General features: G+C 60.3%; 18 protein-coding genes and 3 pseudogenes. 8 read left to right on the top strand and 13 right to left on the bottom strand.

Annotation, left to right across the window (positions count from 1 at the left end; translation table 11 throughout):
* Positions 1-163: 163 nt before the first annotated feature.
* Positions 164-466, bottom strand: a complete 303-nt coding sequence (locus FHS89_RS15815) for a DUF4177 domain-containing protein (protein ID WP_184013103.1) — start codon at positions 464-466, stop codon at positions 164-166.
* An 11-nt stretch (positions 467-477) separates the two neighbouring features.
* Entirely contained in the window at positions 478-1,992 is a 1,515-nt protein-coding gene (gene gatB / locus FHS89_RS15820) for an Asp-tRNA(Asn)/Glu-tRNA(Gln) amidotransferase subunit GatB (RefSeq protein ID WP_184013104.1), read from the bottom strand.
* A gap of 182 nt (positions 1,993-2,174) precedes the next feature.
* Between gatB and FHS89_RS15825 the strand changes: the two genes are divergently transcribed.
* Positions 2,175-2,627 (top strand): c-type cytochrome, encoded by a 453-nt coding sequence (locus tag FHS89_RS15825; protein WP_184013105.1) that lies wholly within the window; start codon positions 2,175-2,177, stop codon positions 2,625-2,627.
* A gap of 6 nt (positions 2,628-2,633) precedes the next feature.
* Entirely contained in the window at positions 2,634-3,539 is a 906-nt protein-coding gene (locus tag FHS89_RS15830; protein WP_184013106.1) for a c-type cytochrome, read from the top strand.
* On the opposite strand, the gene FHS89_RS15835 is transcribed toward FHS89_RS15830, so the two are convergent.
* Positions 3,536-5,479: a hydantoinase/oxoprolinase family protein gene (locus FHS89_RS15835; RefSeq protein ID WP_184013107.1), complete on the bottom strand. Its 1,944-nt coding sequence runs from the start codon at positions 5,477-5,479 to the stop codon at positions 3,536-3,538. The genes FHS89_RS15830 and FHS89_RS15835 overlap by 4 nt on opposite strands.
* A gap of 162 nt (positions 5,480-5,641) precedes the next feature.
* Here FHS89_RS15835 and FHS89_RS15840 point away from each other — a divergent pair, with 162 nt between their 5' ends.
* The 4 genes from FHS89_RS15840 to FHS89_RS15855 all read left to right on the top strand — a co-directional run bounded on the left by FHS89_RS15840 (position 5,642) and on the right by FHS89_RS15855 (position 10,220).
* Positions 5,642-6,727 carry an Mrp/NBP35 family ATP-binding protein gene (locus FHS89_RS15840; protein WP_184013108.1) on the top strand — a complete coding sequence of 362 codons (1,086 nt, stop codon included), beginning with the start codon at positions 5,642-5,644 and terminating at the stop codon, positions 6,725-6,727.
* Positions 6,728-6,887: 160 nt separating this feature from the next.
* Positions 6,888-8,669 (top strand): ATP-binding protein, encoded by a 1,782-nt coding sequence (locus FHS89_RS15845; protein WP_184013109.1) that lies wholly within the window; start codon positions 6,888-6,890, stop codon positions 8,667-8,669.
* A gap of 52 nt (positions 8,670-8,721) precedes the next feature.
* Positions 8,722-9,285, top strand: a complete 564-nt coding sequence (gene efp / locus FHS89_RS15850; protein WP_184013110.1) for an elongation factor P — start codon at positions 8,722-8,724, stop codon at positions 9,283-9,285.
* Positions 9,286-9,428: 143 nt separating this feature from the next.
* Positions 9,429-10,220, top strand: a complete 792-nt coding sequence (locus tag FHS89_RS15855) for an inositol monophosphatase family protein (protein WP_184013111.1) — start codon at positions 9,429-9,431, stop codon at positions 10,218-10,220.
* A gap of 67 nt (positions 10,221-10,287) precedes the next feature.
* On the opposite strand, the pseudogene tnpA reads toward FHS89_RS15855, so the two are convergent.
* Positions 10,288-10,512, bottom strand: a pseudogene (tnpA, locus tag FHS89_RS15860) (IS200/IS605 family transposase); the annotation flags it as partial.
* Positions 10,513-10,578: 66 nt separating this feature from the next.
* On the opposite strand from tnpA, the pseudogene FHS89_RS15865 reads away from it, so the two are divergent.
* A pseudogene (locus tag FHS89_RS15865) lies at positions 10,579-10,704 on the top strand (transposase); the annotation flags it as partial.
* A 367-nt stretch (positions 10,705-11,071) separates the two neighbouring features.
* Here FHS89_RS15865 and FHS89_RS15870 read toward each other — a convergent pair.
* The 9 genes from FHS89_RS15870 to FHS89_RS15910 all read right to left on the bottom strand — a co-directional run bounded on the left by FHS89_RS15870 (position 11,072) and on the right by FHS89_RS15910 (position 18,064).
* On the bottom strand, positions 11,072-11,212 hold the full coding sequence (locus tag FHS89_RS15870; RefSeq protein WP_184013113.1) for a hypothetical protein: 141 nt from the start codon (positions 11,210-11,212) through the stop codon (positions 11,072-11,074).
* Positions 11,209-12,210, bottom strand: coding sequence for an alpha/beta fold hydrolase (locus tag FHS89_RS15875; RefSeq protein WP_184013114.1), 1,002 nt, complete (start codon positions 12,208-12,210; stop codon positions 11,209-11,211). The genes FHS89_RS15870 and FHS89_RS15875 overlap by 4 nt, the downstream gene beginning before the upstream one ends.
* The gene (locus tag FHS89_RS15880) at positions 12,207-13,241 is read right to left on the bottom strand and encodes a serine hydrolase domain-containing protein (RefSeq protein WP_184013115.1); all 1,035 of its coding nucleotides are present in this window, start codon (positions 13,239-13,241) and stop codon (positions 12,207-12,209) included. The genes FHS89_RS15875 and FHS89_RS15880 overlap by 4 nt, the downstream gene beginning before the upstream one ends.
* On the bottom strand, positions 13,238-13,927 hold the full coding sequence (locus FHS89_RS15885) for a DUF4386 family protein (RefSeq protein ID WP_184013116.1): 690 nt from the start codon (positions 13,925-13,927) through the stop codon (positions 13,238-13,240). Before FHS89_RS15885 ends, FHS89_RS15880 begins: the two co-directional genes overlap by 4 nt.
* A 100-nt stretch (positions 13,928-14,027) precedes the next feature.
* Complete coding sequence (locus tag FHS89_RS15890) at positions 14,028-14,480, bottom strand: hypothetical protein (RefSeq protein WP_184013117.1); 453 nt, start codon at positions 14,478-14,480, stop codon at positions 14,028-14,030.
* Positions 14,477-15,502, bottom strand: a complete 1,026-nt coding sequence (locus FHS89_RS15895) for a DoxX family membrane protein (RefSeq protein ID WP_184013118.1) — start codon at positions 15,500-15,502, stop codon at positions 14,477-14,479. Before FHS89_RS15895 ends, FHS89_RS15890 begins: the two co-directional genes overlap by 4 nt.
* A gap of 13 nt (positions 15,503-15,515) precedes the next feature.
* Positions 15,516-16,370 (bottom strand): SDR family oxidoreductase, encoded by an 855-nt coding sequence (locus FHS89_RS15900; RefSeq protein WP_184013119.1) that lies wholly within the window; start codon positions 16,368-16,370, stop codon positions 15,516-15,518.
* A gap of 193 nt (positions 16,371-16,563) precedes the next feature.
* Positions 16,564-16,923 carry a glycine zipper family protein gene (locus FHS89_RS15905; RefSeq protein WP_184013120.1) on the bottom strand — a complete coding sequence of 120 codons (360 nt, stop codon included), beginning with the start codon at positions 16,921-16,923 and terminating at the stop codon, positions 16,564-16,566.
* A gap of 97 nt (positions 16,924-17,020) precedes the next feature.
* Positions 17,021-18,064 carry a GlxA family transcriptional regulator gene (locus tag FHS89_RS15910; protein WP_246413991.1) on the bottom strand — a complete coding sequence of 348 codons (1,044 nt, stop codon included), beginning with the start codon at positions 18,062-18,064 and terminating at the stop codon, positions 17,021-17,023.
* An 832-nt stretch (positions 18,065-18,896) separates the two neighbouring features.
* Between FHS89_RS15910 and FHS89_RS15915 the strand changes: the two are divergent.
* Positions 18,897-20,144, top strand: a pseudogene (locus tag FHS89_RS15915) (IS3 family transposase).
* Positions 20,145-20,267: the final 123 nt, after the last annotated feature.

Genomic DNA, 20,267 nt, shown 5'->3' on the forward strand with positions numbered 1-20,267 from the left:
CTCAAACACCTCAGCGCAATCTTAAACCGGCGCGCAGCGCCGGCCTTTCCCGGCGCTTCATTTCATTCCGCGCGTTCGGGCGCAAACGCTGCCCCCCAGCGTTTGTCTTTCGCCCTCACCCCAAAGGGAGGCGCAGCCGACGTGCGGGAGAGCCGACTTCGGATCAGATATCGTGGACGGAGCCGAGACCCGGCGTGGTTTCCGCCGGTGCCATGACCCGCGACGGTTTTGGCCGACTGAAGATCAGGAACGTCGTGTCCACCCGCTCTGACCGGCGAAACAGCCCGCGCTTGCGCTCACAGCCGAGGATTTGCGAGCCGGCATAGGACCAGCCTTTCTGAGCCTCCGCGTTCAGCACCTCGTCAAGCGTCATCGCCATACGCTCGTCGATATCCTTGATGCCCTTGTATTTGTTGGGCCGGGTTGGTGCCGGGACGGATTTGTATTCGATTTCTGCGGAAGTCATGCGCCGCCCCCCTATTCCAGACCGAGTTTGCTGCGAACGATATCCTGCACCGCCTGCGGATTTGCCTTGCCGCCCGTGGCCTTCATCACTTGCCCGACGAACCAGCCCGCGAGTTTCGGGTTGCCCTTGGCCTTTTCGACCTGTGCGGGGTTTCCGGCGATAATCTCATCCACCGCCGCCTCAATCGCGCCAGTGTCTGTCACCTGCTTCATGCCGCGCTCTTCGACGATCTTCGCCGGATCGCCGCCTTCGGTCCACACGATCTCAAAGAGGTCTTTGGCGATTTTGCCGGAGATCACCTTCTGACCGATCAGATCAATGATCCCGCCCAATTGCTCCGCTGACACTGGGCTATCGGAGAGCGCGATATCCTCTTTATTCAGCCGCCCGAACAATTCGTTGATCACCCAGTTCGCGGCCATCTTGCCATCGCGCCCCGCCGCGACCTTTTCAAAGAAATCGGCAGACGCGACCTCAGCCGTCAGCACGCTCGCGTCATATTCTGTCATCCCGAAATCAAGCACGAAGCGGGCGCGTTTTTCATCCGGCAATTCGGGCAGGCCCGCGCCGATTTCATCCACCCATGCCTGATCAATCTCCAAGGGCAGAAGATCAGGATCAGGGAAATAGCGATAATCATGCGCCTCTTCCTTGGACCGCATGGAGCGGGTCTCATTCTTCGCCGCGTCATAGAGGCGGGTTTCCTGATCAATGCTGCCGCCATCCTCCAGAATGGCAATCTGGCGGCGCGCCTCATACTCGATCGCGGCCTGAATGAAGCGCATCGAGTTCATGTTCTTGATCTCGCAGCGGGTGCCCAGATGGCTGAAATCCTGGCTTTCCTGATAGCGCTCATAATCGCCCGGGCGGCAGACCGATACGTTCACATCCGCCCGCATCGAGCCTTCCTGCATGTTCCCGTCACAGGTGCCGAGATAGCGCAGGATCTGGCGCAGTTTGCGCACATATTCCGCCGCTTCCTCCGGCCCTCGAATATCGGGGCGGCTCACGATTTCCATCAGGGCGACGCCCGTGCGGTTGAGATCGACAAAGCTCATGGTCGGGTCCATGTCGTGCACGGATTTGCCCGCGTCCTGCTCCAGATGGATCCGCTCGATCCGCACGCGGCGCGCCACGCCCGGCTCCATATCGACGAGCACCTCACCCTCCCCCACGATCGGGTGATACAGCTGGCTGATCTGATAGCCCTGTGGCAGATCGGGATAAAAGTAATTCTTACGGTCAAACCGGCTGTATAGGTTGATCTCCGCCTTCAACCCCAACCCGGTGCGCACCGCCTGCTCCACGCAGTATTCATTGATCACCGGCAGCATGCCCGGCATCGCCGCATCAACGAGGGAAACATTGGAGTTCGGCTCTGCGCCAAACTTGGTCGATGCGCCCGAAAACAGCTTTGCCTCCGATTTGACCTGCGCATGCACTTCCATTCCGATCACGATCTCCCAATCGCCGGTGGCACCTGGGATCACTTTGGGCTTGGGCGCGGTATAGGTCAGTTCGGTCATGGGGCATCTCGGATTTCGGGTGCGGATCAGCGCATCTCTTACGATGCGGGGCGCGGGCGGGCAAGCCTTGAGCGGACCAGCAGCCGCAGTCGATCACGTCGCTTTGTGTTGACGGATGGACAAAACGTCGCATTTCATACAGCGGAAAACTCAACGCCCAAATCCAACCGGAGGAAGACCAGATGAAAACCATGCTCAAGGCGGCCCTGATTGCCAGCCTCAGCCTGACAGCCATGCCCGCTATCGTGTCCGCACAGGACGACCCTGTCGAGGCGCGCCAGCAATCCATGAAAGCGGTCGGTAAGGCGACCGGTGTGGTCGCCGGGATGCTGCGGGGCCGCGCCGATTTCGACGCGATGGCCGCCAACGCAGCCCTTGCCGATATGCGCGCCGCTGTTGAGGGGTATGACATGCTCTTCCCCGAAGGATCGGAGGCGTTCGACCGCTCAGAGGCCGGGCCGACGATCTGGTCGGATCGCGCGGATTTCGAGATGAAGGTTGCCGCCTTCAAATCCGATCTTGATGCCGCCATCGCCGCCAATCCACAAACGCTCGAAGCACTCGGCGCGTCCTTCGGGGCTGTCGGCCAGAATTGCCAGGCTTGTCATGAGGCTCACCGCGTCGATCGGTTCTAAGCCACGATGAAACGCCATGTGGTCTATGCGCTGGCGTTAAGCCTTGCGGCGGTGGAGGGGTTTTTCCTGATCTCCTCCGCCGACCGGGTGCGCGAGCGGGACATGCCGGCGGCCCACACCCCCGATCTGGCGCAAGGGGAGGTGTTGTTTCACGCGGGCGGCTGTGCCTCCTGTCACGCGCGACCGGGGGCCAAGGGCGATGAGAAGCTGATCCTCGCAGGTGGGCTTGCGCTGGAAACGGATTTCGGCACCTTCCATGTCCCCAATATCTCCCCCGACCCGGAGCAGGGCATCGGAGGGTGGAGCGCGCGGCAATTCGCCTCCGCGATGATCGAAGGCACCAGCCCCGAGCGGGAGCATTACTATCCCGCCTTTCCCTACACGTCCTATCGCGGGATGAGCGTCGCGCAGACGCTCGATTTGCAGGCCTTCATGATGACCCTGCCCAGCGATGACACGGCCTCCCTGCCGCATGATCTGAAGTTTCCCTTTGGCTGGCGGCGGCTTTTGGGGTTCTGGAAACGGCTCTACCTGGCTGAGGAGCCGGTTTTGCCCGTGTCGGACGATCCGAAGATCCTGCGCGGGCAATTTCTGGTCGAGGTTATGGGCCATTGCGGCGAATGCCACACACCGCGCGGCCCCCTTGGCGGGATGAAGCGGGACGAATGGCTCGCCGGTGGGCCGAACCCCGATGGGGAGGGGCGCATCCCCAACATCACCCCGCATCCCGACGGGATCGGATCATGGGGGGAGTTGGAAATCGCGGATTACCTCGCCACCGGGTTCACCCCCGATTTTGACAGCGTCGGCGGCTCCATGGTCGCGGTGGTGGAGAATATGTCGAAACTGCCGCTCGACGATCTGGAGGCGATCGCCGCCTATCTCAAGACCGTCCCGCCCCTGCCCCGCTAACGCGCCGTGCGCGGGCGGGCCGCGATGGTGGCTGTGACCCGTGCTTCGATCAGCGCGGGGCGGCCTTCGATATCCGCCTCGCTGCGGGTGAGGGTGATTTGAGGGGCGGCATCCCGCGCCCCGGCCTCCTGTGCGGCGGTCATGCAAGCCGTGGTGGCGTGGTCCTGCGCGCAGGCGATCGCGCGCGCCTCATCGGTGAACCGCTCCGGCCCGGATGGGGCTTGCACGATAAAGAGCCCTTCGGTGGGCACGGTGATCACCACTTCGCGCCGGATCCGCACCAGCCCCGTCACAGCGCCCACGGCGTTTGCCACATCGGCATGGGGCGGGGTTGCGTCCGTCGTGCCAAGAAGTGCGGCAATGCGTGGGTAATAGATCGGCGCGGATGCCCCCAACCCGATCAGTGGCACATGCAGCGCAAGGGTCGTGCGCACCAGCCGCCCCTGCCCGTCCAGCGCATGGGCGCTGAGGGCAGAGCGGGCCATTTCCGGCGCCGACCCTTCCGCGGCGAATGCCGCCTCTAAGATGGCCTCTGCCGACAGGCGCACCAGCCGCTCTATCACCGCCTCAGAAAGCGCGACGGCATCCGTCGCCAAGGGCCGACCATCGCCCCCCTTGCGCGCCGCAACCAAAGCCGCCGCCCGCCGTGCCGCCGCCCCGTCCCACGCGTCATGCAGGCCCAGAACATGCGCGGCATCCGACGGGGTGAACCCGGCCTCCCGCGCGGCACCCGACCGCAGCGCCGCGCGCAGGGCGCGCTGTGCCTCCCCCCGGCGGGAGATCGCATCGACCGGATGCACGCCATCGGCATCCACGACAAAGCGCGCGGCCCCTTCCGTCACCCGCGCGGCGGCTTCTTGCGCGCGCAAATGGCGATCCACCGCCGCGCCGTGCTGGCGTGCAAGGAGGGAGACAGGCACCACCCGCGACGGCCCAAGCGTAATCTCAGGCCTCAGCCCCTCCCCGAAGCGCACCTGACTGTCCCCGCCCAGCCCATGGGTGCGCACCGCCACGGCCTCCACCATCGTGGACCAGCCGCCCACGCGCGCGCCCTGCGGATCAATCGCGGGCAGGCCGTCGGTCAGCACCGCGATGTCGGTGGTCGTGCCGCCAATATCGGACACGACCGCATCCCGGATACCGGTCAGGAAGGACGCGCCGACAAGGCTCGCGGCCGGGCCGGACAGGATCGTCTCCACCGGGCGCATCCGCGCAAAATCAGCTGAGACGAGCGCGCCATCGCCTCGCACCACCATCAGAGGGGCTGTGATGCCGATCTCCGTCAATTCGCGCGTGGCGGCCCCGATCAGCCCGGTGATCAGGCCGATCAATCGCGCATTCAGGAGCGCGGTGAGCGCGCGTTTCGGGCCGCCGATCTGGTTGGACAATTCATGCGAGCAGGTCACCGGCAGGCCCGTGACATCCGCCACGATCTGCCGCGCACGGACCTCATGCGCGGGGTTGCGCACGGCAAACAGACTGGCGATGGCCACCCCGCCGATCCCGTCGGGCAATTGGGCGAGTGCTGCGCGCAGCCCCGCCTCATCCAGCGCCGTGGCCTCCTGCCCGGAGGTGCCATGCCCGCCCGCGACCGCGATCAGCGGATCCTCTCCCAACGCGTCCAGCAGCCCGCCCCGCGCCCGGTCCGCTTCGGCAAAGCCGATAAGGACCAGCGCCGCGCGTTGCCCTTGCCCTTCCACCAGCGCATTGGTGGCCAGTGTCGTGGACAGGGCCACGAGGCTCACATCCTCCGCCCGCACATGGCCCACGCCCAAGGCGGCACGGATCGCAGCACCGATCCCTTGCGAAAGGTCGCGATGGGTCGTCAGCGCCTTGGCCTTGCCCAAAAGGGCGCTTGGCCCCTCCGCCAGGCGGGCTTCTTCCAACAGGGCTGCATCCGTGTAGGTGCCGCCGGTATCCAGTCCCAGTAAGATGGCCATGCGCCCTGTCCCCTGTCCTTGCTTGCGCTTCCTTTAGGGCGTGCGCCCCGCCTCGGCAACGGCGCGCGCGACATGCTCGGGTTGGAAAAGCGGCATCGGCCCCTTGTCTTTCGCGGCATTTGCGCCCTTATCAGGGCCAGACCCGCAACAGGAGACCCCGCCATGAGCCTTACCCGCGACGACGTGCTGACCGCCCTTGACCGCATCATCGACCCTGACAGCGGCAAGAGCATCGTTGCGGCGGATTATGTGCGGGCGGTCACGTTTGACGGCGCGAATATCCGGTTCATCCTCGAAGTGCCGCCAACGCTTGCCCCGAAATACGAGCCGGTACGCGCCGCCGCTGAGGCCGCGGTGAAGGGATTGCCGGGGGCAGGCACCGTCAGCGCGCTGTTGACCGCGCATTCCAGCGGGCCGGGTCAGGGGGCGAAGGCTCCGCCACAGCTCAAGATCGGGGGCCATCCAAAGCCACAAGCCGGGCCAGAACTGCCAAGTGGCGTCAAGACGATCATCGCCATAGGCTCGGGTAAGGGAGGTGTGGGCAAATCCACCGTCTCCGCGAACCTTGCCGTGGCCCTCGCGCAGGCGGGTAAGCGTGTGGGGCTCCTAGATGCCGATGTCTATGGCCCGAGCCAGCCGCGCATGATGGGCGTGAACCAGCGCCCGAACTCCCCCGATGGCAAGACGATCATCCCCTTGCGCGCCCATGGCGTGACGCTGATGTCCATCGGCCTGATGCTCGGTGAGGATCAGGCGGTCGTCTGGCGCGGCCCGATGCTGATGGGCGCGCTGCAACAGATGCTGGGACAGGTTGCATGGGGCGAGTTGGACACGCTTATCGTCGATCTGCCGCCGGGGACGGGAGATGTGCAACTCACCCTGTGTCAAAAATCCAAGGTCTCTGGCGCGATTGTCGTGTCCACCCCGCAGGATGTGGCGCTCCTGGATGCGCGCAAGGCGGTGAACATGTTTGAAAAGCTGGAAACGCCGATCCTTGGCGTGGTCGAGAATATGAGCACGCATATCTGCCCCAATTGCGGGCATGAGAGCCATATCTTTGGAGATGGCGGCGCGCGCGCCTTCGCGGCGGAGAAATCGGTGCCCTTCCTTGGCGCTGTGCCGCTCAATATCGACATTCGCCTGTCCGGCGATGAGGGCGCCCCGCTGGTCGCCGCGCGCCCTGACGCGCCGGAGGCGCAGGTTTTCCACGATATGGCAAAACGGCTGATCCAAGGCGGTGTGCTCTAGCCTCCAACCCACACTACGGTTAGGCGGGAGACATGAAATTGCCTAACTTGTCCACAAAAGCCGCCGCAAAGACGCCCAATTCCTCAACCAATGGTATAGTACTATTCTGATGGACACGCATCAGGTGCACTTGGTTGGCCGTGGGGGCTTGGAGGCTAAGGTGGAATCGCAAGACGGGACAGACGACTTTGAGGCAGGGCGCGTTGGCTTTTCGCGCAAGATCCTCGTCTGGTCATCGCTGACAATCGCGATCAGCGCCTCGATTTCGGGGATGCTGTTGGTGTTTGCGGTGGGCAGCACGCCCGAACGGGTGCTTCCCACGCTTTACACTGCCGTTCTTTTCCTTATTTTTCCGATGCTTCTGCGGATTGGCGTGCGGTTTCGCTATGTGCGGGATGCGTTCTTTACCTTCTCCCTTTTGGCGGTTTTGGGCCTTGGGTTGCAGGGCGAGGGTGGCATCGTTTCGGGCTATGCGAGCTATTTGCCGATCTTCATCTGCCTATCAGGGATGCTCTACCGGACACGCGGCGTGGTTGTGGTTGCGGTGCTGTCGGCACTGATCGTGATTGCGACTGGCACCTCAGATGCCCTGCGCGCACCCTTTGAGATCGCGATGCCGACCGGATCGGACGTGATGACAACGGTGAGTCGCCAGATGGTCGGTATCGGTTTTGCCGCGATCCTGGTGATTGTGGCCATGCGGATTTTCAAGGATTTGCTGGCCCGCCTGTCGGCGGCTCGGGATGAGGCCCGCGCCATTTCGGAGGCGAAATCGAATTTCCTTGCCGGGTTGGGGCATGAGGTGCGCACCCCGCTCAATGCCATTATCGGCATGGCCGAAATCCTCAAGACCGAAGACCTCAAGCCCGAGCAACGCCAGAAGGTCGAGACGATCACCAATGCGGGTGGCGCGCTTCTGGAGATGATGAACGACATCCTCGATAGCGCGCAGATCGAAGCGACGCGGATGACGATCAATCCGCAACGGCAGGAAATGGCGGACCTGTTCGAGGGCTTCCTGCGGCTCTGGGCCCCGATTGCGGAGCAGAAAGGCATCGCCTTCCGCATGGAGATTGCGGATGACATTCCCGACGCGCTGCTGATTGATCCGCAACGGACCCGGCAATGCGTGAACAACCTTTTGTCGAATGCGCTGAAATTCACCAGCGAAGGCTCCATCCGGCTGATTGCGCGCTGGGATGTGCGACCCGGCTCCCCCACCCGGCTCGTGATCGAAGTGCAGGACACGGGCATCGGGATGCCCGCAGACGCGGCAGAACGCGTGTTCGCCCCATTCGAGCAGGTGCACAAATCCGATGGCTCCTATGGCGGATCGGGGCTGGGCCTGTCGATCACACGCTCACTGGCAAAGCTGATGAAGGGCGACCTGACCTTCAAGAGCGTGCAGGGCGAGGGCACGATTTTCACCCTGACGATCGCGGCAGAACCGGCCCCGGAGGTGGACGAGGACATGCTCGATATCTCTGCCATCACTCGCACGACCCATCGCGGGGAGACCGGCGTGGATGACCGCGACACCGACACATGGACATCGAATGCCCATGTGCTTGTCGTTGATGACGTGGAAACCAACCGCTTTGTCGCGACCGGATATCTCAGCACGCTGGGCGCCCGCGTGACCGAGGCGGAGAACGGGCAAGAGGCACTTGATCTGGCGCTGAGCCAGTCTTTCGACCTGATCCTGATGGATCGCCACATGCCCGAGACAGATGGGCTTTGGGCGCTGAAGCGCTTCAAGATGCATCCAAAGACACAGAATATCCCCATCGTGCTCGTCACCGCAGGCACCAGTGAGGAGGACGCGCGCCTGTGCCGCGAACATGGGGCGAGCGACGTGATGCTCAAACCCTTCACGCTGAGCGCGCTGCACAAGCTCTTGCGCAAGCTGGATACCGACGCGTCGGACGCTTGCGTCAGATAAACACCATCGCTATAGCCTGCGCTGACAGATAACTCAGGCGACAGGTGCTCCTATGCCAAAGATCAACGGAAACGAAATCCGCCCCGGCAACGTGCTGGAGCATGACGGTGGCCTTTGGGTCGCGGTAAAGGTCGCGCATGTGAAGCCCGGCAAAGGCGGCGCGTTTGCGCAGGTGGAGATGAAGAACCTGCGCAATGGCTCCAAGCTGAACGAACGGTTCCGCTCCGCCGATAAGGTCGAACGGGTGCGGCTCGAACAGAAAGACCAGCAATTCCTCTATGAGACCGAGGGGATGCTGACCTTCATGGACGCCACGACCTATGAGCAGGTTGAATTGCCTGCTGACCTCCTTGGCGACCGCCGCCCGTTCTTGCAGGACGGCATGACCGTGACCGTGGAATACTACGAGGAAGAGGCCCTGAGCCTCACGCTGCCAGAGAAAGTCATCTGCACCGTTGAGGACACAGAGCCGGTGGTGAAAGGCCAGACCGCGGCCAACAGCTTCAAACCTGCGGTGCTCGATAACGGGATCAAGATCACGGTGCCGCCCTTTGTCGGTGTTGGTGAGCAGGTGGTGGTCGCGACCGAGACCTTCGAATATGTGGAGCGCGCCTGACATTAGGCAGGCGCTCCCGCGCAGTCCCGTCCCATCACAGATGGGACGGGACCCCTTTGGGCGAGGGCCGCGCGCTGCGCGGCCTTCCCTTTTTTGCAGCGACCGGATAGAGAGCGGCGCAACCCGATGCCAAGGATGACCCAATGACCCAGACCGCAAATCTCAACGTGATGGTAAAGGCCGCGCGCAAGGCCGCACGCGCGCTTGTGCGGGATTTCGGCGAGGTGGAGAACCTTCAGGTCTCCATGAAGAGCGCAGGCGACTTTGTGTCCCGCGCGGACCTGAAAGCCGAGGAAACCATCCGTGAGATGCTGATGGACGCACGGCCAAACTATGGCTGGCTTGGCGAAGAGTCTGAAGCGGTGGAGGGCAAAGACCCGACGCGCCGCTGGATCGTCGATCCGATCGACGGGACCACGAATTTCCTCCATGGCTTGCCGCATTGGGCGATCTCCATCGCGCTGGAACATAAGGGCGAGATCGTCGCCGGTGTGGTCTATGACCCGGCCAAGGACGAGATGTTCACCGCCGAAAAAGGTGGCGGCGCATGGCTCAATGACCGGCGCATCCGCGCAAGCGGGCGGCGCGACATGATCGAGATGCTGTTTGCCACGGGCGTGCCCTTCGGTGGGCGGCGCGATCTGCCCGAAACACTGAGCGACCTTGGCCGCCTGATGCCCCGCTGTGCCGGGGTGCGGCGCTGGGGCGCGGCGTCTCTGGACCTCGCCTATGTGGCGGCAGGCCGGTATGACGGCTATTGGGAGCGCAACCTCAACACATGGGATATCGCGGCGGGTCTGTTGCTGGTCCGCGAGGCCGGGGGGCTTGCCGGCCCGATTGACCCCGACACGAATGTCCTGAGCGGCGCTGGCGTGATTGCCGCCAACGAACCCGTGTTCGACCGCTTCGCTGCCATCATCCGCAACAACGGATAACGCGGAAGTGCCGCGCCTTGCGGCGCGGCGATGCCTCCGGCGGGGTATATTTTTAGAAAGTGAGCCACTACCAACGGACGTCGGTAGCATCGGTGCTGTGCGTCGCAAGGTACAGAAGGACAAGGTCATTCATGACATTCCCGATGATCGTACAGAAATACCCGCGGGCCCAAAAATGCCTGCCCCAGTAGCGCTTTTTGAGCACCGGGAACTCCTGTTGCAATCGCCGCGACGACCGCCCCCTGATCCGGCGCATCACCTCTGAGATCGCGTGCTTGGGCGGCATCGACACTGACCTGAGCGCCGTTTCTGTCTCCAATCCGAGGTAGAGTCCGCTCCAAAGAAGGAGACGGAGAGAATGAAGAGATCACGTTTCAGCGAAGAGCAGATCATTGCGATCCTGAAGCAGCAAGCGAGCGGCATGGCGACGGCGAATGTGTGCCGGGAGCACGGGATCAGTTCGGCGACGTTCTACAAATGGAAGCTGGCCCGAAAGGTGCAGGCCTGACGTGGATTGGATACGGCGACATTCCCGAATTGCAGACGATGATTGAAAAGACGCCTTTCCCCAAGTGCGGGTTCGCCACAGTATCCAAGACCCACAAATGCATCTTCACCTTGCCCGCAATGGCGCTGGTTTGACCTTTGTTGCGAACTGGGTGCAATCCGTGTTTCCCGATATGCAACATGTGCCCGCGACAGCCTTGGACCAAAGCCGTTCAACATGGATACTGCTTCATAGCGATTTACGCCGAATACGCCGGGCACATCTGCTTGTCGATTATCTCTTTTTTCTGGGCAGATGTAGAGCGTACGCAATAACGCACATGCGATACACATTTCGGTCAGCGTTAAAATGGGTCCGGCGTCAAGGTGTCGTGGGGCAAGAGCACCTGTTTCACGGCAACCAGCACGGTCACGACCACAAGCACGTCAAAGGCAGCACTCCTGTCAAACCCGGTTGGGTTCTCCCTTTTCGTCACCGGTTTCATTCCGCTTTTTCCACATCGAGAAATCGACGAATTACGTCGAGAGAGGCTTCCAGGTTATCCCAAACCACGTCGTGACCCGCAGAAGGGATGATTACAAGATTGGCATTACCAAAGAGTTGCCTATGGCTGTTTTGCAGTGGGCCGAGCCAATCGTTGCATTCCCCGGCGAGCAGAAGGACCGGCCCGCTAAAGTTGGATACATCGGCAGCCAGATGATCGACAACTGCGTCCGGAGTATCCGCCCAGACTTGGCTTGCCATAGCGCCAAACCGCCAGTTCGGGGCATTGTATCCATCTCCACAGTGATAGGGGTTTTCGGGGTGATTGGCGAAAACACCGACCATGTGACCTATCAGGAAGTCGTCTGCTGCTGCGGCATCCGGTCCGTCCAAAAGTTGCGCACGAAATCCTGTGACAACAGCCTCAGCCCAATAGCCAATGCCGGACATGTAGCGGCTTGCTGCCGCGTCCCAGGCCGATTTTCCAGCGCCGTCCAGATAGCCCGGTTCAATAAGCACAGCGGCTTGCACATTGTTCGGGCGCGCGCCCATGTAGGCCGTGGCCAACATAGCGCCCCAGGAGTGTCCGATCAGCGTAACCGGCGCGTTTGGAGAGACCAGTCTCTTCACGCCATCCAGTTCGAGGATGTAATCATCTAGCGTAAGCTTTTCCGCGGGAACACGTTCCGAAAGCCCCGCCCCGCGTTGATCATAAAAGACGACATTGTGCGTTTCAGAAAGGACGCTGAGCGCTAGAAGCGACCGAAAATCACCACCCGGCCCGCCGTGCAAAACAATGATCGTCGACGCTCCCGCGGGGCCATCGACTTGGCGCATATGTAGTCGAACTCCGTCGACGATGACCGACGGCAAGGCATCGTCCTCTGTCACAAGCGGTGCGACCACATAGCCCCCTCTTGTCCATAAAAGCAGCATGACGACAAGAGCGATGCAGGCCGCCGTCAGGATGCCGAACATTTTGAGGGTGCGAATGATCATGCCATGCCTGCCTTTTCGAGTTGACGAAGAACTTTGAGCATGAACCCTACCGGGCGGCGCGGCAGGTCGGTCTGGTTGAACGTCCCTGCCAGATAAATATCGCGCTCTGGCGCGTAAAACGCAAAAGACCCGGAGCTTCCCAAATGCCCGATGAGTTCCGGTGTGGGGCGCCAAAGGGTCATCCAACGCGGCAGATGAAACCGCATCAAACCACCGCCGTACGCGAGCGGGAAAAACACCGGTTTCCAGTTGCGGACATCATCCAACAAGGCGGGATCAAACAAGCGACCGCCAAGAAACCCGCGTAGAAATCCGATCAACTCCGCTGGCGTCGACACAAGGCCACCGTCCGGGTCCATGCTCGCCAATGACTTGGGCAACGTCAGTTGCTGTGACCTGTGAAAGAGCGGTAAAGGTGGGTTCATTGCATCGAATGTTGCGGTTTGACGCAAGCCCAGCGGTTCACATACGTAATCCTGCAAAAGCGTGGCATAGGGTTTGCCGGACACCGTCTCCAAAACTGCCCCGAGAAGCCGGAAGTTCGTGTCCGAGTAATGGGCTTTGCCGCTCCCCGGCGCTGCCATCGGGGGCAGTGATCGTGCCATCTCCATGACCATTGCCAAGTCGATCGCCCGATCCTTGTTTTGGAGCATGTCCGCCTCGACCCCGCCCTTGAAGTAGTCAGCCAGTCCCGAGGTTTGGAACAGCAAATGGCGGATCGTCAGGGTCGGCCCATGGGCCACCCCCTTGATCACATGTAAGTCCGACAGGTCGTGGTGTGGCAAAGCGCTCTGAACGGTCTGGTCGAGATCAAGCTGGCCCAGATCAGCCAACTTGAGGGTCAGCGCAGCGGTGAATGTCTTGCTGATGCTCGCAATTGGGAACCGCACGCCAGGTTTCGCGTCACCTGCACTGCCATCAAAGGTCAGGCCAGCATCGCCGCTCTCAACGCGCAACAAAAGCGCATGGGCGTTTGATTGTGCCTGCTCTTTCTCGAGCAGGCGCTGGAGGGAGGGTGCTATGCTGGTCATGCGACTTCCCCGCCATGCGGAAGCGGCGTGGCCGAACGGCTGAATAGCAATGAACATCCGATCGCGATGAACCATGCGATGGCACCCAGCCCAAAGACGGCACCGGCCACATCCCCAATGGCAGGGAACAGCGTCAGCAGACCGCCTGCGGCTGTCACGAGGCCAAGCCCAATCGAGATCTGGCCCAAAGTGCGCCCCAGCAAACCAGCGAGCGAGACACAGCCGATCCAGATACCACCGGCGATCTCATTCCCGCCCCCGAGACCCAGTTCAACCGCGTGCAGCGTCTGCCAGACTTGCACGGCTTGCGAGACATCTGTTTGGGCCAAATGAGCCGCGCGTTCGACCGCAACGTTGCCGATCATGCCCGCGCCGATCACAAGGGTGGCCCAGATGATGCCGAGCACCAGCGTGACCATGGCGAAGTCAGTCCTGGAGGACTTCAATCGCCCATGCAACGCTGCGACGAGCAGCGCCAGGGCAATGGCGTTGATGATGTAGATCACTGTGTTCCACAGGATCAGTAAGCCCGGTTGGCTTTGTATGAAGGCCACAACCGCAGGGCCGTCAATGCTGTTGGTACCGAAGCCAAGCGGCGCGAACGTGCTGACGAGAAAAGCGAACCCAAACAAGTAGGTCGCGGCACAAATAAGGGCTGCAAAGCCACCGATCTTTTGAAGCGTCATCGTATTAGCCTTTCGTTTCAATAGAGTAGTTGGTGCGCGTATTGCCGGGGACAGCATGGTTTGCTGTCTCGGCAGCAGCCGGGCTCGTCACAACGTCTTCTTAGGCGATCGGTTGACCGCTCAGAACCAGGTCAGAATGGTCATTGGCGTTTAAGCTGACCGATTTGCTATTCCGCCCCTCAGGCAAATCGGCGATATGAAACGCCGGGCCATAAAGCCGTGCTATTTTTGGGTCGTGCACATCGAGATGCGCATGTCCGTGCTGCTGAACGTTGTCTTCGTTGATCATCTCCGGTGCGAAGACGAGGCTTCGCGTGGAGACGATTACGTTCCAGCCTGACAAGGCGTCTTCACTGACAGCCAGTGTGACTTCCGGTGGGCTGTCTGGATCGACCTCTTGCGTTGCATGAACATGAATATGTGTCGGTCCATGGTGTTCGCCAGTCGGGACCTCGGTACTCGCCAGCGCTAAGAGCATTCCGACAAAGAGTGCCGCCACGGTCCAGTGGACGAGATAGATCGGCTTCAGCTGGAGGGTTTTGCACGGTCTCATGCCCACCCCTCCGCTTTGGGATAAGCGCCAATGGATAAGACATTCAGCCGTCGTGGCGTCACCTTCAACCGTTGGCCGGAGCCCAGGACAAGCAGGATTAAAGCGGTTGCGATGATGGGCAGATGGCCGATCAACTCCAACAACGCTTCTTCGTTTCGACCTTCGATCAGGAACACTATGTTGGAGGTGAGCATAAAAACAGCGACTGCAAGGATGTTTAGACGGGTGACGACACCAAGCACCAGGATTGTGCCGAACACGACTTCCATCACGCCGGCAGACAGGACGAACATGCGGTCGTCGAACCAGTCGAAGCCCAGTAGCGGCATGAAATTCCATGCGTAATCCGCGATGAAGACCTGCCCCAGTGCTGCTGGATGCAGCTTCTCCGCGACCCCGAGGATGATAAGCGACAGCCCGGTGAAAATCCGCAAAACGTCAACCGAGTATGGCTTCAGGCGGTCACTCAATCCTGGGTCTGGCAATGCGTTAAACAGTATAAACAGCGCGATCCCAACGATGTTGACGTATTCGACCGTCAGGACGAAGCCAAAATGGATCGACATTCCAAGAAACAACAGCAACAGGAGAATGGCTGCATAGTGAGGGGCGTGATTGCTCAGAAGCAAGAGGCCGATCCCAGCCTGCAGCAGGACGAGCGCTAAACCAAAACCGCCGACGGCTTCTAAATGGGGCGCGATCAGGCTGCCATCATAGGCGGTCAGCAAGAGCGACATACCAGTCAAAATGCGCATAAGTTCCATCACATCATGACGGACTTTCGTTTTAGGAACCGCAAAAGCGGGGAGCTTCCTGTCCAGTACAACCGCAGTGGCCACGAGTGCCATTGCAATCAAGGCCCACGCCCAAACGGCGGGATCCGAAAGCCTGTAGGGAACCGGTGCCGGAGCACTCCCGGCCTCAACAAACCAACGGACATGGGCCGTTGCCGCAGCAGGCAGAAGGCAAGCGACGCCGATGAATTGGACTAGCATGATGGCGGGAATACGACCGGGTTTCATCTTGGCCTTCCTTTCAGTCGGTGTAACGAGAATTGAGATCTTGGAAGTATTCGGCCAGATGGCGCGTTCCGACGGGCCGTCCGGCCATATGCATGCCAAAAGCCGTCAAAAAGAATTGTGCGGGGCCAGCGACATGGAGTGGTGCAAACCTAGGGAGCAGCCGCAGCGCAATCCGCCGAAACAGATCGGGCAAAAACGTGACCCGGTTCGGTGTACCCAAAACGTCAAAGCTCAGGTTTGCCAGGTCACGGTGAGTAAACACATCTGGCCCGCCAACGTCCAACCTGGCCTCCTTTCGGTCAACGGCATCAAAGATGGCCGAGGCCAGATCAGCGCCATGGATCGGGTTGATCTCTAACTGCCCGTCACCGAACAACCAGACCCGCCCTTTGCGCGCCATGTTTAGGAAGTCTTCCATGTCCGAGAAATACCCGGACGGCGCGATAACTGTGCTGTCGAGGTCAGCGGACTGCAGGGCGCGGACAAAGGCTGATTTCGCCGCGACGAGAGGCACATCGGCCATGCGATCCGCATTCAACACATGGACATACGCGAAGTGTTTGACGTCACAGGCCAGCGCCTCATGCAGCAGATTGAGGTTTGCTTGGTAGTCGACGTCCCAATAGCTCAGGCCATCTGCTTGCCTGGTGACCCCCAGGGCCGAGACGACAAGGTCGACACCTGACATGATACTCTTCAAGGAGCCAGGTTTGGTCGCTTCTGCCGTCACGATGGAGTCGGCGGGTAACGGCGCATCGGCCTTTGCCGCGCGGACGAGAGCAGACACATGCCACCCCCGCCGCTGGTATTCGGCGCAAAGGAAACGACCAAGATAGCCGGTCGCACCTGCAATCATCACGTGTTTCATCTGCCTGCCACTCTGATCAACGTGCCGAGCGCGCCGACGACGTGGTTTTTCGGGCCAACTGTTGGAAGCCCGACATCTCCGGCAAGAAATAGCGGAAATGGTTGCGGGTGATCCCGCAGGCGCTCCGTCAGCAGATCATGTAGCGCGTGGAACCGTCGCGCGCGTAGGCTGAAAAAACCTGACATTTTGCACCCTACCCGACAACGCGGTGGCCGCGGCCCCGCAGGCACTCGACGACAATGCTTTCGCGCCGCTCAATCACATCCACGCTGCTGACTACGCCGCCAGCCAAGGCACCGGCTACGGCGCCACCAAGTGCATCGCCACTGTCAGCCTCTCCTAGGATCGCACCGGCACCAGCACCAATCACAGTCGCACCAACGCGTTCCTGATCAAACTGGGTCTGGTTGCGGGCAAGGGTCTGACAGGCCGCAAGATCGGATTGAAACGCAGCCGTAGGCTGACCATCCAGGATCGGTTGATAGTTTGCACCGCTGTCAACGCATGCAGCCAAGGCAGGAAGCAGCGCTGCAATCATCACTGTCTTTTTCATGGAATGCCCCTTCGTTTGAACAAAGCAGGGTGTAGCCACGCGCAACTACGCGCGCAGACGCGAGAATTTCCGTTGTGGTTTGGGTCAGGTGATATGCTTAGCCGGGTCCGGCACGCGGGCGGGCGCCCGGGTCAGCCGTCATCCGAAAGCGGTCACGGTATTCGCCAGCAGATATGCCCACATGGCGGTGAAACGCGCGGCGCATCCGTTCGGCACTTTGAAACCCAGTTTCGAGGGCAACCTGATCAATTGTGTGGTCTGTCGTTTCCAATACGACGCGAGCGGCCTGAACTCGGGCAGTTTCAACATACGCCGCTGGTGTGACGCCGGTTTCGTCTTTGAAGCGTCGTGCAAACGTTCGTTCAGACATCATCGCATGCGCAGCAAGACTGGTCACGGTCAGCGGATCGGCTGGGTTTTCTAGAATGAAGCTTAGTGCATCGTTGATCGCCGGGTCTTCGGCCCGTTGGGCCAACAGATGCGCGCTGAACTGTGACTGGCCACCTGGCCGCATCATGTACATCACGCTGAACCGCGCGACTTCAAGTGCGACTTTGTGCCCCCAATCCATTTCAACCAATGCCAGCGCGAGGTCCATGCCAGAGGTCACCCCGGCAGAGGTCCAGACGTTTCCATCGCGCACATAGATCGCTTCATGGTCCACCGTCACATCTGGGTATTCATTTTCCATAATCGGGCACCAGAACCAATGCGTACTGGCCCGCTTGTTTTTCAAAAGCCCGGCTTCTGCAAGGATCAGCGCCCCTGTACAGATCGATACGATCCGCCGGGCGCGCGGGGCCATCGTCTGCATGAACTCCAACAACTTTGGGTTCTTCAATTGCGATGAAGAGCCATGGCCGCCGGCCACCATCAACGTATCGATCTCATCATCATGCTTCATGACATCGGCAAAAGACGTCTCGGCCGTGATCGTCAGACCGGAACTGGCTTTCACAGGCCCCGCCTGCACTGCAACGATCTTCAAATCGTAAGGCAGATCGCCGTCGCCAATGAAAAACTGGGTCGTCGCAAGGATCTCCAGCGGGCCTATCACGTCGAGTTGATGCACCCCGGGGTAGGCCACCATCAGGACCCTGCGGTTCCGCGCCTCTGTCTGAATGTCGTGTTTCTGTATCATAGGCAGACAGTACCTGATTTCATCAATCGTCCGTTAGGACAAAGACCCCACGATTTCCGCCAGGCGAAAGTGTCTGTTTTTCAATTTCATACAGATTTCTGATAGCGTGCGTGTCAACGCTTACACGTTTCACGGCGCGGCTGAGGACGCGCGAAACTCCGCGGTCTCCTGACGAGCTGCCGGCGTCGCTGCAATGATATGTGCCATGACTTCCCGCTCGCTCAGGCCTTTGTCTGCCCATTGCAAGATCAGCTCCGCGTGCCGCACACCGTCTTCATCATGGCCGTGCAGAATAGACTGGGCCCTGATATCTGACGGGCCTAACCGCTATGAATGAGCGTGCATTTCGAAAACAGTTCGGACTGACTGGGGAATGAACTGCTCATTGGAAGTCTGCTTTGGGGAAGTTGCACCGCGGCAATGGATGCTATTCCCAACGACAGCTCCGGGCCGGGAGCGTAAAAGGTCAGCGGGGCATTGCGTTGCTGTGCTGCTGAGCCCCTAACAGCAGCTACCAACCCATTCTGACCGATGCTGCGCGACGCTCAGAAGTCCGCTAACGCTCTCTTGCGAGAGCCGCCCAGTATTCAAGGATTAGTAAAATCGTCGTTTTCACGTCCGGATCGTCCGACATAATCTGCGTTCGTCGCAATGACAGAGACGACGAAACTTCATCCATTAGATCAAAGGATAGTTTGCAGCTTGCACCTTGTCTGTCGGTTTCGGTGGTATCAGGGCTGTAGAAACAAACGCCCCGCCCGGGGCCAAGTGGTGGCCTGCTGCCGGTTTCGTGGACACCGAGGTAAGGTGTTTATGAAACTGGAGAATCTATATGACGAGAAGGATGTTCAGCCGCGAGTTCAAACAGGAAGCGGTGGAATTGGTGACGAAGCGCTGCGTGAGTGCGGCGCAAGCTTCGCGGGATCTTGGAATACATGCGACTGTGCTTCGACGTTGGGTACGCGCTGCCTCTGCTGATGGTCCAGCGGCTTTTCCTGGAAATGGCAAGCTGACGCCTGAGCAAGAAGAGCTTCGGAATTTGCGACGCGAGGTGTCCAAGCTGAAGGCGGAGCGCAATATCTTAAAAAAGGCGGCCGCCTACGTCGCCAAGGACCAGCTGTGATGTTTGGGTTTGTGCATTGCCCGACAGGCGATTTGCATTGCAAATCTGCCGAGAGGGGCGAAGCACCGAGGGATTTGGCCGGTGAGTTGGATGTGTGACGCGCTCGGTGTATCACGAAGCGGCTTTCATGCCTGGCTGACGCGCCCGCGCAGCGACAGGTCGATCCGTGACGAAGAGCTGTTAGCGGCGATCCGTGCAAGCTTTCTGCGATCGGACCGAACCTATGGTGCCCGACGTATCTGGCATGATCTTCTCGAAGAAGGTTATTCCTGCGGCTTGCATTGCGTTGAGCGATTGATGCGACAAGCAGCCTTTAAAGCCCGTCCCAAGCGTCGAAAGCCGCCGAAAGACCAAAGCATGAGGTCGGTTATAGCTGCTAACGTGCTTGAACGAGAGTTTGAAGCGGATGGTCCGAACCAGAAATGGGTGGCGGACGTCACCTACATCTGGACAACGGAAGGGTGGCTTTACGTTGCGGCCGTTATCGATCTGTTCTCGCGGCGTGTCGTCGGCTGGTCAATGAGCGCACAAATGACGGCTCAGATGGTCACGGACGCCCTGATCATGGCGATCTGGCGCAGAGGACGGCCCGACGAGTTGCTGCACCATTCCGATCAGGGCAGCCAATATACCAGTGAGCCGTTCCAGCGACTGATGGCCGATCACGGCATCACCTGTTCAATGAGCAGGTCTGGAAATGTCTGGGAGTTCAAGCTGGTCCGCGCCAGCGGATCAAACGATCCGGGGGATCGTTTGAAGGCGCAGAACGCTGCGATGGAGAGCTTTTTCTCTTCGCTGAAGACAGAACGGATCAAACGAAAAACCTACAGGACCAGAAAGCAGGCGCGTGCAGATGTCTTCGATTACATCGAATGCTTCTACAACCCGAAGCGCCGCCACTCGACCATTGGCTATCTAAGCCCTATCACATTCGAGGAGCGAGCTATGAAAGCTTAAATTGCCGTCCATAAAACCGGCAGCAAGCCATTGGGTTGTTTGCGTCCACAGTGCTTCCACACTCGGAAGGGCAACGCAAGCATTCTCGCGTTAGGCGAGGCTTAGGGCATTGTATTGCATGGG

The sequence above is a fragment of the Rubricella aquisinus genome (genome assembly GCF_014199445.1).
Lineage (GTDB): Bacteria > Pseudomonadota > Alphaproteobacteria > Rhodobacterales > Rhodobacteraceae > Rubricella > Rubricella aquisinus.